At 67.5% G+C, this 13,379-nt stretch carries 5 protein-coding genes and 2 pseudogenes; 6 read left to right on the top strand and 1 reads right to left on the bottom strand.

Annotated elements, in window-relative coordinates; translation table 11 throughout:
* Positions 1-1,474: 1,474 nt before the first annotated feature.
* Positions 1,475-1,786, bottom strand: coding sequence for a hypothetical protein (locus ACFC1X_RS16250; RefSeq protein ID WP_376353819.1), 312 nt, complete (start codon positions 1,784-1,786; stop codon positions 1,475-1,477).
* 936 nt (positions 1,787-2,722) lie between these two features.
* Between ACFC1X_RS16250 and ACFC1X_RS16245 the strand changes: the two genes are divergently transcribed.
* From ACFC1X_RS16245 to ACFC1X_RS16220, 6 genes and pseudogenes are all read left to right on the top strand, one after another.
* On the top strand, positions 2,723-3,037 hold the full coding sequence (locus ACFC1X_RS16245; RefSeq protein WP_376353762.1) for a hypothetical protein: 315 nt from the start codon (positions 2,723-2,725) through the stop codon (positions 3,035-3,037).
* An 882-nt stretch (positions 3,038-3,919) separates the two neighbouring features.
* Positions 3,920-4,615, top strand: a complete 696-nt coding sequence (locus tag ACFC1X_RS16240) for a hypothetical protein (protein WP_376353760.1) — start codon at positions 3,920-3,922, stop codon at positions 4,613-4,615.
* Between the two features lie 328 nt (positions 4,616-4,943).
* A pseudogene (locus tag ACFC1X_RS16235) lies at positions 4,944-7,271 on the top strand (AbfB domain-containing protein); the annotation flags it as partial.
* Positions 7,272-7,289: 18 nt separating this feature from the next.
* Complete coding sequence (locus ACFC1X_RS16230; RefSeq protein WP_376353817.1) at positions 7,290-7,769, top strand: AbfB domain-containing protein; 480 nt, start codon at positions 7,290-7,292, stop codon at positions 7,767-7,769.
* 120 nt (positions 7,770-7,889) lie between these two features.
* Positions 7,890-8,462: pseudogene (locus ACFC1X_RS16225) on the top strand (transcriptional regulator); the annotation flags it as partial.
* Between the two features lie 542 nt (positions 8,463-9,004).
* Positions 9,005-13,240 (top strand): glycoside hydrolase family 6 protein, encoded by a 4,236-nt coding sequence (locus ACFC1X_RS16220; protein ID WP_376353757.1) that lies wholly within the window; start codon positions 9,005-9,007, stop codon positions 13,238-13,240.
* Positions 13,241-13,379 lie beyond the last annotated feature (139 nt).

Genomic DNA, 13,379 nt, shown 5'->3' with positions numbered 1-13,379 from the left:
CAAGAGGTAAGAACGACTCAAGCCGATCCCACTCCGCATGGGTCAGATCTCCACGCCCCATACAGACAGCCTGACCCCAACACCCCACGTACGTCGGGAGATCCGAGAAACAGTGCCTAGGGCCTCGTACTGATCGAGCAGATCCCGCAACAATGCAGGATGGGCCATCAACATGAGAACCACCTCTTTTCGCACCGCCACATCACGGGCATGGCCGTCGCTTGATTTCCCGATTTTCCGCCCCACACGCCTCGTACGCCATCGCAGCGCTCGTACCTACCCCCGCAAGTCCGGCCCGTTGACCGTCACCAGCGGCTTGTTGTCTATGCCGTTCGCACAGGCGCACGCTCGATCCGGGGCAGAGGGTCTGGTTCCGGGCCGACGTCGTGTCCTCTGTACCTTCTGCCTTCAGGCTAGGCAGGGAAGCAGGTCAGCGCAGGGCCCCGTGGTGCTGCCGGAGCCGACTCCGCGAGCGCCGTGACCGCCGCTCGCCCAAGACGCCGGGTCCGTGCCATTCCGCCGCTGCGCAGGGCGGCCGGTCGGGGCCAGCCACGGGCAGGGGGAGCATCGGGTCGGGCTCGTTCACGTCCTGGCGCAGACCTTCCACCATCTGTGCTCGCCGCATTCTCGCCAGACATGGCGGCAGTGAGACGCCAAAGGCAGCGTCTTCGTCGGTTTCCGCCGTCAGGTCCTGCAGAGGCGGCTACTGCGGGCAGCCGCCGCTACACAAGACAGTCACCGCTCCGCTGTCGCCAGCTGCACTGGAGGCGGCGTGGTGGGTCATGACCGCGGGGGTCTTGCTGGTCGCCACGGAACTGGGGGCCGCCACAGCCTGAGGGGCGAGGGTGGCGCAGGCTCCGATGGTCACGAGCACGGCAGTAATCACGTGCTTGTACAGGCGCATCTGAACTCCTCGATCGAGATCGCTAGCGAGGCTGGGCAACCCGAGCCCACTGCCAGGGACAGTCCCGCTCAGCCAGTCTCTCCGTGCGTCGAGTCACGTGCCGGTTTCGTCGCGGGAGTCCGTCATTTCTCCACCTGATAATCACGAACACCAGGCCGAGTTCCGGGCGGCAGCACGGTTCCGGAGATCACAAGCTGGCGACGGGTCGCGCGCCGTGACGCGGCGATCGGCCGTCCCGTCGGCGGGCGTGTCGCTGGAGGCTGCCATCAGGACGTCCGAGGCATCGCGCGGCCAGAGAGGATGTGAGGTCGCTGTAGAGAACGGCGCGCAAGGCGGCATCCACCCCGGTCGCAGGCCCTCGACGCTCGGCCACACCGTGCCGTACGAAATAGACGCGCCGGCTGAGGAGTCGTCGCGGATATCGCGGGAGCGGATCAGGCGGACGACGTCTCCACCGACCGCGCCGCCCACGCTGGTGCGAGAGGGTGCAGGTCTGTGTGGTGAGTGCGCTGGCCTTGACCGTCTGTCGCACGCCGTTCCGCCCCGGTTACAGACCGAAGTCAGCAGTGCTCAATGATCGTCCCAGTGTCCATCGTGAGCAGCATGCCGGTGACCGTCGTGCACGTAGTCCATGTGATCGCCGTGAGGCACCGCCACATGCCCGCAGCCCTCACCATGCGCATGGTCGTGGTCGCCGTGCTCACGGTGCTCACCGGTGTTGCATTCGTCCGCGTGCCCCTCGTGACTGCGGTGCAGGTGACCGTCGTGCGCGTAGTCCACGTGGTCACCGTGAGGCACCGCCACGTGCCCGCAGCCCTCACCATGCGTGTGGTCGTGTCCGGGGTGCGGCTGATGTTCCAGGGCTGTCGCCACGCTGATCATCTCCGTGAGTTCATGTCGTCGCACGCTACGCACGACGCCGACTCTCTGTTTATCTCCCGAGTGTGCAAGATTGGCACAGGAAACGCACGCCATGAAATGATCCCCCTCCCGAATTCGAAAATTGATAACGGTTTTCAAACGCAATTCCGGATCTAATTGCCGTATAAACACGTCCCACCCCAGACGTACGGACACGGTGTGCTCGTGTACCTTCTGGGGTCGCTGACAGCTTCGGCGGGCCGGCGCTCGTTCTCCGCCGGGTCAGAACCTCGCCGAGGTCCAGCACATGGGAATGTGCCGAGGTATTGGCGCGCGGGCCCCGAGATGCGTCGCGGGAAGTCCGGGCAGAGTGCGGCGGGCAGCGGGGCCTTCCGGGAGACCACGGCCTTCTACAGGACCCCACGTGGATGTCGCCGGTCGTACGGAACACCGCCCGGCCCCGGGCGGCGGGACCGGTGGCGATGACATCCTCGGTCCTATCGGGCGTCGGCCGTCCCAAGCGGACGCTGCGCCGATGGCACCACGAGCAGATCAGCGACCCTGCGCGCCCGTGCCTCGAATATCGCCCGCACTACGATCCGGTCGCCGGTTGGGGTTACCTCACGGCGGTGAGCAGCGCGTGCAACAGGGGCTACTCCCCCTCACACTCCGCCTTCCACCTCGTACACCATGTATTGGCTGGCGAGACCGGCCCTGGCGTAACGGGTGACGGTGGCCGCGGGGTCATGGCACGGCTCCAGCATGCTCGCGCGCGAGGCGGGATGGCGCGCCCAGGAGTGCCGGGTGCTCCGGGTGCCCTTGCTCATCGTGTCGTGCTTCCCACTGACGCTGCCGCTGCCTCTGAGTCCGGCGTCGCTGGTGCCGGGTGCGGGGTCATGTCTGTGCCCGTCCCCAGCCACCAGCCGCGGGCCCGGGCCCTCCACTGCCAGAAGACGCGTGCGCACCGTCCGCCGTGACCAGGTCGTCGTGTGTTCCGCGCTCGGTGATCATGCCGTCCTCCAGGGCCAGAACCTGGTCGGCGTGGGCGACGGTTCTCAGCCGGTGCGCGATGACGAGGACAAGGATCGGAGCGTCCTTGAGCAAGGCGTGGGCGATGGACACTCACTGGCGCTGTCCCCGGACAGCCGGGCGCCATCGTCCCCCACCTTGGTGTCCCAGCCGTCGGGCAGTTCCGCGATCATCCGGTCGAGCCAGAACGGCGTCGCCGCCGAGGCCAGTTCGGCGGCGCGGCGTCTGGGGCGGCGATCCTGACATTCTCCTCAACGCTGCCGTCGCACAGGTGGACGTCCTGGAAGAGCCCGCCCGATTCACCCCCGCCCAGGTCAGCCTGGCGATCAGGAACCTCCGTCTGAATTTGCCCTGCCCAACCGGTGTACCCGAACCCAGCCGACCCGGCACCGGCAAGCCGCCCGGCTCGAAGAACCGTCACCCGCCACCTGTTACGACGTCGGCAGCTCCACAGACGACCCGGAACGATCACCGAGTGGAACAACTGCATCCAGCAGCGTTACCAGTGCCCTCGCCCACAGCCACAAGCTGCGAATGGTCGTGCCAGGCGTTTACTCGGCCCCTGGCACGCTCATCCAGCCTGGAAGGAGGGGCGGGCAGTAGACTCCTGGCCCGCTGCCGTCACGGCGCGCTGCGGCCCACAATGATGGACGATCACAGGCATCTCGGAGAGCAGGTGCAGGCCTGCGATGTCCATGAGGTAGCGCCAGGCGCGTCGGGCTGTACGCGCGCGGCACGGCTCGAAACCACTCCCCACGCCTACCGGTAATTCACTCGGGAATCGGCTCTTCGGCGCATGGGGCTTCCAGCTTGGCGCCGGACGTGCGAGGTTCCCCATCAGGAGCGCTCCACTTCAGGTCTCAGGAGCAGCGGAAGCTGCTCGCGACGAAGAAGTGAGGGCATGAGATGGTCCCCGCAGCGGAACTGGACGTACACCGATCTAAGCAGGGAAGAGGTGCGTCCGTCCGACGCAACTGCCTGTGCCATTCTCTGGCCGTCGCGGCAGCAGCTCTCGTGTTGACCGCTCCGCGGGAAGCCGGTCACGCATCGGAGGGTCCCGTACTCACCTCGGCCGCCGTCCACGAACGAGTCGCCGGTGTCACCGTACAGAGCCCCGTGCCTCAGATGATCGTGGACCACTACCAGCTGGACACACGCTGGTATGCGAAGTACGTGCAGGGGCCCACAGACCAAGCAAGCGGCCTGTCCATCGCCGTGCTGGGCTCCGCCTCGGTCGATGACACGACCTTGCTCAAAGCAGCACGTCAGCTGGAGACGCTTACTCGCACCTACCCCTACTTTCCGGTGAACGAGCTCCGCAGACGGAACGTTCGGGTCGTACTGACCGCGCGCCCCGAGAGGATGAGTTCGATCCCTGAGGTCAGGGCCAGGTACGGGACCGCACTCGACGATCGGTACTGGGCCGGTATGGGGGCCACGGACAGCCTGCCACTGTCAGTGGGCACGGAGGCGAACCTCATGGACAACCAGGGTCGGGAGAACAACTTCGTGCACGAGGTCGGCCATTCGGTGGCGGACATGGCTCTGCGCCACATCGACAGTGCTTTCGTCGGCGACCTTCAGCGGGCCTACGACCAGGCAAGGGCATCGGGCCGCTGGGACAAGACCTATGCGATCACCAACATCTCGGAATACTGGGCTGAAGGCGTACAGAGCTACTTCGGCGTCAACTACGAGGGACGACCGGGCGGAGACGGCGTTCACAACAACATCAACACCCGGCCGGAACTACGGCAATACGACGCCCCGCTGTTCAGTCTCCTGGACCGCGTGTATCGCGGGGCAGTCCTTCCTTCGTGAGAGACAGCTTCGATACCAACGCTGTGCGTGCACGACCCGTGCACACCCGCCCCTGCTCCAGACGCGGACCTGAAGCATGGCTGGCGACCAAGTCGGGGAATCATGACGGTTGTTGATTGTTCCTGAGTGATTCCGTTGAACTCTGTTTCATGCTACGTTCCCCGCACCTCGGCCCTGGCCCCTTGGCCAGGGCCACGGCGTGGGGCTCTCTCACCCGCGTCTGCACCACTCGCTCGCTCGCCACGCACGGATTCCCGCACACGCTGCACCAGCCGTCGGCCCTGCGGCGCGCGGGACTCCTCGCACCGTCCTGCCCTGGAGGAGTTTGATGCGTCGCATCATCGCCTGTCTGGCGGTCCTGTTGGCGATGGCCGGAGGCCTACTCGTCACCGGTGCCGCCTCCGCCGCCGTCACACCCAAGACACCACCACTGACCACTCCGTGGACCGACCAGGTGTCCACCACCAACCCCCTGCCCGAGTACCCAAGACCGCAGATGAAGCGGGGTGACTGGCAGTCGCTCAACGGCGAGTGGCAGTTCCTCAACCCGCCGGCCGACGGCTCGGGCAACGTCAACCGCAACGCGGCACCGCCGATCGGCCAGACCCTGCCCGAGCGCATCCTCGTGCCGTACCCGGTGGAGTCGGCGCTGTCCGGCATCATGCGCAACGACGACCGGGACCTGATGTTCTACAAGCGCACCTTCACCGTGCCACAGAGCTGGAACGGCCAGCGGGTGCAACTGCACTTCGGCGCCGTGGACTACGAGGCCACGGTCTGGGTCAACGGCACCCAGGTCACCACGCACAAGGGCGGCTACGACCGCTTCGAGGTCGACATCACACCGCAGCTCAACGGCGGTACGAACGAGCTGATCGTGCGTGTCTACGACCCGACCGACGGGCGAGGCGAGAAGCAGCCGGTCGGCAAGCAGGTGAACAACCCCAGCGGCATCTTCTACACACCATCGTCCGGCATCTGGCAGACCGTGTGGATGGAGCCCACCCCCGCGTCCTCGATCTACTCCGTCGACATCAGGCCGGACCTGTCGACCAACACCGCCCGGGTCCGCGTCTTCACCCGGGGCAACGTCAGCGGCCACACCGTACTGGCCGAGGCGATGTCCGGCAGCCAGGTGGTAGGCCGCGCCAGCGGCGGCTTCACCGAATTCTCCGTCCCGGTGCCCGACGCCCGCCGCTGGTCGCCCGACGACCCGTTCCTGTACGACATGAGGGTCACCCTCCGCAACGCTTCCGGCGCCGCCGTCGACGGCGTCACGAGCTACTTCGGCATGCGCGAGGTCGGCAAGAAGATGCTCAACGGGGTCATGCGCCCCACCCTGAACGGAGAGTTCGTCTTCCAGATCGGCACCCTCGACCAGGGCTTCTGGCCGGACGGCCTCTACACCGCACCCACCGACGCGGCCCTCGCCTTCGACCTGCAGAAGCACAAGGACCTCGGCTTCAACATGGTGCGCAAGCACATCAAGGTCGAACCGGCACGCTGGTACTACCACGCCGACCGGCTCGGACTGCTGGTCTGGCAGGACATACCTTCCACCCCGGCGTTCGACCACAACCGCACCCCTCAGCAGATCGCGCAGCTGGAGACCGAGGCCCGAGAGATCATCGACGAACACCGGTTCTCCCCGGCCGTCGTCACCTACGTACCGTTCAACGAGGGCTGGGGCGAGTGGGACCTCGCCGCCACCCGGCGCATCACAACGGAGCTCGAGAACTACGACCCGGCCCGCCTGATGAACCCGCACAGCGGATACAACTGCTGCGACTCCCGAGGTGACCCGGGCACCGGCGACATGATCGACTGGCACGTCTACACCGGCCCCGACGCCCCACGCCCCTCGGACACCCGCATCTCCGTCCTGGGCGAGTTCGGCGGCATCGGCCTGCGCACACCCGGTCACGAGTACAGCCCGAGCGGCCAGTTCTTCGCCTACGAGCAGGTGAACAGCCGCGAGCAGCTCAACGACCGCTACACCGGCATGGTCCGGGACGTGCAACAGCTCATGACCACCAAGGGCCTGTCCGCCTACGTCTACACCGAGATCACCGATGTGGAGGGCGAGTACAACGGGCTTCTCACCTACGACCGGCGGGTACAGAAGGTCGACACCGGCCAGCTGCGCAGGGCACACGGCGGGCTCATCGCCGCGTCGCGCAATCTCAACACCGCCTCGGGCCTCAGCCTCGGGCACGTCCGGTCGTTCAAGGTGACCTCCGCCGGCCACACCGACCGCTATCTTCGGCACGCCGACTCGATGGCCCGCACCGACGTGCTGAGCAGCGCCTCCGGCGACGGCGCCCGTCAGGACGCCTCGTTCCGCACCGTGACCGGGCTGGCCGACCCTCGCTGCTACTCGTTCGAGTCGGTCAACTCCCCCGGCCGCTATCTTCGCCACGCCGACAGCCGGGTGCGCATCGACGCGGACACCGGCGGCTCGTTCGCTGCGGACGCCACCTGGTGCAGCCGCCCGGGCCTCGCCGCCGGCGGCACATCATTCGAATCGCTCAACTATCCAGGCAACTACCTGCGTCACTACGCGGACAGCGTGTACCTGGCCCGTAGCGGCGGCCCGAACGCGTGGGACACAGCCACTTCCTTCGCCGCGGACGCCACCTGGAACACCGGCGAGCCGGCTCTGTGGCGCAGTTCCGTGCTGCTGCCCACCGATGTGCGGCGGTCGTTGCGGGTGACCACCTGGGGTCACACCAACCGGTACCTGCGGCACGCCGACAGCCTCGCCCGCACCGAGATCGTCGACGCGGGGAGCAGCGCGTTGCTCAAGCAGGACGCGACGTACACCGTGCGGCGCGGGCTCGCCGACTCGTCCTGCTACTCGTTCGAGTCGGTGAACTACCCGGGGCAGTTCCTGCGGCACGCCGACAGCCGGGTGCGCAACTCACCCGACGACGGCTCGGCGCTCTTCCGCCAGGACGCCACGTTCTGCGCCCGCCCGGGAGTCGGCGGCACGGGTGTCACCTTCGAGTCGATCAACGTCCCCGGCTCGTTCCTGCGGCATCACGCCTCACAGGTGTACATCGCCTCCGGCAGCGGCAGCGGTGACGTCTTCGACCGTCCGCAGACCCTCACCGCCGACAGCAGTTGGGTCCTGGAGGCACCCTGGGCGCCCTGATTCCTCAAGGAGTCGGCCGTGCCTGTCCCCGGCCAGGGCAGGCACGGCGGCCTGTTGTCAGGAGCCCCGTTCGTCCGTCGACAGCGATGTGACCAGCTCACGCAGGGTGTCGATGACCAGCTCGGGATCTTGCAAAGGCACCACATGGCCGCTGCGCGATGCCTCCAGCATGCGACCGTTCGGCACGGTGGGCAGCCAGGTCTCACCCTGCTCGGGAAGTCACCGGCACACCGCGGCCCGGCGGCGAGCTTCGTGTATCGCTGGTTCACCGACCCGCAGGCTCGCGAGATCTACCCGCCCGAGGACCACCCGCACCACTCCCGGGTGTTCGCGGCCGACCTCCAAGCAGTGGCCGCCCGGCGCGGCCAGGACGCGGAGGTCACGAAGATGGTCGCCGTGCTACGCCACCGCAGCCAGGAGTTCGCAGCCCTCTGGGACACCCACGACGTCGCGGTGCCCCGCATGGACCACAAGAGGATCGTCCACCCCATGCTCGGCGTCATCGAACTCGACTGCTACAACCTCCTCAGCGAGGACGGACGGCAACACCTGCTGTGGTTCACCGCCCCGCCCGGAAGCCGGGGGGCCGAGCAACTGGAACTGCTGTCAGTCGTAGGGACCCAGGAGCTGCGCGTCACGGAGGGCATGGAACCGGAGAGGTTGTCCGCAGCGGACACGAGATCGGAGCGCTGACCCGCACCGTCAAGAGAGGACGCCTTCCCGGCAAGGCGTGGCGGCCCCTACCCCCTCAGAGATTAAAGCCAGGCGGGGGGCTGGCGCCGACGTTTCGACCTGGGTACGGCACGCTGCGGGCCTGCGGCCTGTGAGGCACAGTCGCCGGCAAAGTTCGCAGGTAGGCCGGCTGATGCCACCTCCGCCGCACGGCGGGCCACCGACGTGCTGCCCAGCCAGGTGGGATCCCGTCGCCGCGTCAGCATTCCCCGCCGCACGGCTGGGCAAGATCACCACCAGCCGACCCAGCCCGTGACCCACCAGGGCGCGAAGAGGGTCGGCCGGGTTCCCAGCGGCGGGCGCGTCGACGGCTGCTCTCGGCGGGCCTGCACAGCGGCAAGGCGGCGCCGGGTGTCTCGAAACACCCGCATCCGCTTAGCGGTAGTCGCATCGGTATTCGACGGTTTCAGACGCACGCCTTCCGCCGCACAGCTTGTCGTGTCACCGTCTCGTGGGAGCGCTCCCAAACCTCCGCCCTCTGGAAGGCACAGGAAGGCACCCCCGTGAGATTCCACAGAAGACGCCGGACCCCAGGAGCCGCCCTCGCGGCCGCCCTTGCCACGGCCACCGCCACCGCGGCGGTACTCACCGCCTCTGTCGAGCCACCGGCCACCACGCCGACAGCCACGGCCGCCGAGGCCCACGTCGGCAATCCCTTCGCCGGCGCGAGCGCCTACGTCAATCCCGACTACGCGGAGATGGTCGACGGCTCCATCTCCCGTACCGACGATGCGTCCCTCAAGGCGAGGATGGAGACGGTCAAGTCGTATCCCACCGCGGTGTGGATGGACCGGATCGCGGCCATCCACGGCGGCGAGGCGAACGCGGGCCGCAAGAGTCTGCGCGACCATCTCGACCTCGCCCTGGGGCAGAAGAAGCCGGGGCAGCCCATCACCGCGACGGTCGTGGTCTACGACCTGCCCGGCCGGGACTGCGCGGCGTTGGCCTCCAACGGCGAACTGCCGCTGACCGAGGAGGGTCTGGAGCGCTACAAGAGTGACTACATCGACGCCATCACGGACGTGTTCGCCGACCCGAAGTACGCGGACATCCGTATCACCACCGTGATAGAGCCGGACGGGCTGCCCAACCTGGTGACCAACGTCGCGAGTGACCCCGAGTGCCAGGCGGCGAAGGCCAGCGGCATCCAGGTGGACGCCGTACGGTACGCACTCGACGAACTGCACGCGATACCGAACGTCTACACCTACATGGACTTCGCCCACTCGGGCTGGCTCGGGTGGGACGACAACCTCACCGAGACCGTGCAGTTGTACACGGACGTGGTGAAGGGTACGGAGAAGGGTCTGGCGAGCGTCGACGGGCTCATCACCAACGTCTCCAACTACACGCCCGTCGCAGAGCCCTACCTGCCTGACCCGGCCAAGACCGTCGGCGGTCAGCCGGTGAAGGGCGGCAAGTACTACGAGTGGAACGCCAAGTTCGACGAGTCCGACTTCACCGCGTCGGTCCATGACGCACTCGTGGACCAGGGCTGGCCCGCCTCCACGGGCATGCTGGTCGACACCTCCCGCAATGGGTGGGGAGGAGGCGACCGTCCCGGGTCGGAGTCCACGAGCCCCGTGCTCGACACCTACGTCAACGAGTCGAAGGTCGACCGAAGGGCTCACCGGGGACTGTGGTGCAACACCTCGGGGGCGGGCATCGGCGCGCCGCCGCAGGCCGCGCCGCAGGGCTATCCGGACTCGCACATCGACGCGTTCGTCTGGGTCAAGCCGCCCGGTGAGTCCGACGGTGCCAGTGAGGACATCCCGAACGACGAGGGCAAGCGCCAGGACCCGATGTGCGACCCGGCGTACACGGCGCCCAACGCCGGCGGCAACAAGACCGGCGCGCTCCCGGACGCCCCGCTGGCCGGACACTGGTTCGACGCGCAGTTCGAGATGCTGGTCAGGAACGCCTACCCCGCCATCCCGGAAAGCGGAGCCGGTGACCGTGAGGCGCCCACCGCGCCGACCGGGCTGAAGAGCACCGGCAACACCTCCGACGGCGTTTCCCTGTCCTGGAGCGCGGCCACCGACAACATCGCCGTGACGGGCTACGACGTCTACCGGGGAACCACAAAGGTAAACTCCACTCCCGTCACCGGCACCGTCTACACCGACTCCGGTCTCAACGCGTCGACCGCGTACACGTACACCGTCAGAGCACGGGACGCGGCCGGCAACACCTCGGGCCCGTCCGGCGCGTTTAGGGTCACCACCGACGGCACGTCGGGCGGCGACGACACGCGCGCGCCCACGGCCCCCGGCGCGGTGCGGGCCACCGCCACGACGACCACATCGGTGTCCCTGTCCTGGTCGGCTTCGTCCGACGACATCGGGGTTACCAGCTACGACGTGTACCGGGGCAACACCAAGATCAATAGCGCTCCTGTCACCGGCACCACGTACACCGACACCGGCCTGAGCGCCGACACCGCCTACACCTTCACCGTCAGAGCCCGGGACGCCGCGGGCAACTCCTCCCCCGCCTCCTCGGCCGTCCCGGCCCGCACCAAGGCGACCGCGGCCGGCACCGGGAAGGACTGGCTGCACACCGAGGGCAACCAGATCGTCGACGAGGACGGCAACAGGGTCTGGCTGACCGGCACCAACTGGTTCGGGTTCAACGCGACCGAGCGGGTCTTCCACGGCCTGTGGTCGGGCAACGTCACCGAGATCACCAAGGCCATGGCCGACCGTGGCATCAACATCGTCCGGGTGCCCATCTCCACGCAGTTGCTGCTGGAGTGGAAGAACGGCCAGGCGACGGTTCCCAGCGGCGTCAATACCTACGCCAACCCGGAGCTCAAGGATCTCACCACCCTGGAGGTCTTCGACTACTGGCTGGACCTGTGCGAGCAGTACGGCATCAAGGTGATGCTGGACGTGCACAGCGCCGAGGCGGACAACTCCGGCCACATCTACCCGGTGTGGTGGAAGGGCGCGATCACCACCGAGCAGTTCTACACCGCCTGGGAGTGGGTCACCGCCCGCTACAAGGACAACGACACGCTCGTCGCGATGGACATCAAGAACGAGCCGCACGGCAAGCACACCGAGAGTCCGCGCGCCAAGTGGGACGGCTCGACCGACCAGGACAACTTCAAGTACGCCTGTGAGACCGCCGGCAAGCGCATCCTGGCCGTCAACCCCCATGTCCTGGTGCTGTGCGAGGGCATCGAGATCTACCCCAAGGCCGGCAAGTCCTGGTCGTCCAAGACCGAGGCGGACTACCACTTCAACTGGTGGGGCGGCAACCTCCGCGGCGCCAAGGAACATCCGGTGGACCTGGGTGAGAACAGCGACCAGCTCGTCTACTCCCCGCACGACTACGGCCCGTTGGTCTACCAGCAGCCCTGGTTCCAGGGCGACTGGAACCGCACCACGCTCGAACGCGACGTCTGGGACCCCAACTGGCTCTACCTGCACAAGGAGAACATCTCGCCGCTGCTCATCGGGGAGTGGGGCGGCTTCCTCGACAACGGTCCCAACGAGAAGTGGATGACCGCGCTGCGCGACCTCATCGCCGAGAACGGCCTCCACCAGACCTTCTGGTGCCTCAACCCCAACTCCGGTGACACGGGGGGCCTCCTCCTCAACGACTGGAAGACCTGGGACGAGGCGAAGTACGCACTGTTGAAGCCGACCCTGTGGCAGAGCGGCGGCAAGTTCGTCAGCCTCGACCACCAGGTCAGGCTCGGCGGTGCCGACAGCACCACCGGCATCAGCTTGGCGGATCTCTACGGCGGCGAGCCCCCGGCCGACGACGAGCAGGCCCCCTCCATACCGACGGGCCTCAAGTCGACCGCCAAGTCCTCCACCAGCGTCACCCTTGCCTGGAACGCGGCCACCGACAACGTCGGCGTATCCGGCTACGACGTCTACCGCGGCTCGACCAACGTGGGCACCGCCGCCACCCCCACCTTCACCGACACCGGGCTGACGCCGGGAACGGCGTACTCCTACACCGTCCGCGCCAAGGACGCGGCGGGCAATACCTCGGCCGCCTCGGCCGCGGTCGCGGTAACCACGCAGACCGAGGCCGGGGACACCACAGTGCCCAGCGTACCGTCGGGACTCACCAGTACCGGGAAGACCGCGACCTCCGCCGCCCTCAAGTGGAACGCCTCCACCGACAACAGCGGGGGCAGCGGCCTCGCCGGATACACCGTCCTGAGGGACGGAGTCCAGGTAGCCACCGTGACGGGAACCTCGCACAACGACACGGGCCTCACCGCCTCGACGGCCTACAGCTACACCGTCAAGGCGCGCGACAAGGCCGGCAACACCTCCGCCGCCTCCACGCCTCTCACCGTGACCACCTCCCCCAACGGAAGCGACGGCACCCTCCTGTCCCAGGGCAAGCGCGCCTGGGCGTCGTCCAGCGAGAACGGCAGCAACTCGCCGGACAAGGCGGTCGACGGAGACGGCTCCACGCGCTGGAGCAGTACGTTCCAGGACAACCAGTGGATCAACGTCGACCTGGGCGCGGAGAAGACGATCTCCAGAATCGTCCTCGACTGGGAGGCCGCCTACGCCAGGGGGTACCGGGTGCAGGTCTCCGGCGACCCAGAGTTCCGCACCTGGACCGACCTGCACCAGACCGCCACCGGTGACGGAGGCACCGACACCCTGAACGTGAACGGCAGCGGTCGCTACGTCCGGATCCTCGGACAGACACGCGCGACCCCGTACGGCATCTCTCTGTACGAGCTGCGGGTCTACGGCAGCTGACCCGTGCACACGACGGGCTCCGGTGCGCGAACGTGCACTGGAGCCCGTCGCAATCCGCCCAGGGGCCTTTCCCGGCCCCCCTCCGACCGTGCCGCTGTCACCGCCGGGAGCGCTCCCACCCACTGTCCCTCCACCCTCA

This window comes from Streptomyces sp. NPDC056128 (assembly GCF_042263835.1).
Taxonomy (GTDB): domain Bacteria; phylum Actinomycetota; class Actinomycetes; order Streptomycetales; family Streptomycetaceae; genus Streptomyces.
This window is presented reverse-complemented; position numbering and strand designations above follow the sequence as displayed.

Coding starts and splice junctions, on each gene's coding strand:
- ACFC1X_RS16240 (WP_376353760.1), top strand. CDS start 3,920: ATGATCGTGGACCACTACCAGCTGGACACACGCTGGTATGCGAAGTAC.
- ACFC1X_RS16250 (WP_376353819.1), bottom strand. CDS start 1,786: ATGATCAGCGTGGCGACAGCCCTGGAACATCAGCCGCACCCCGGACAC.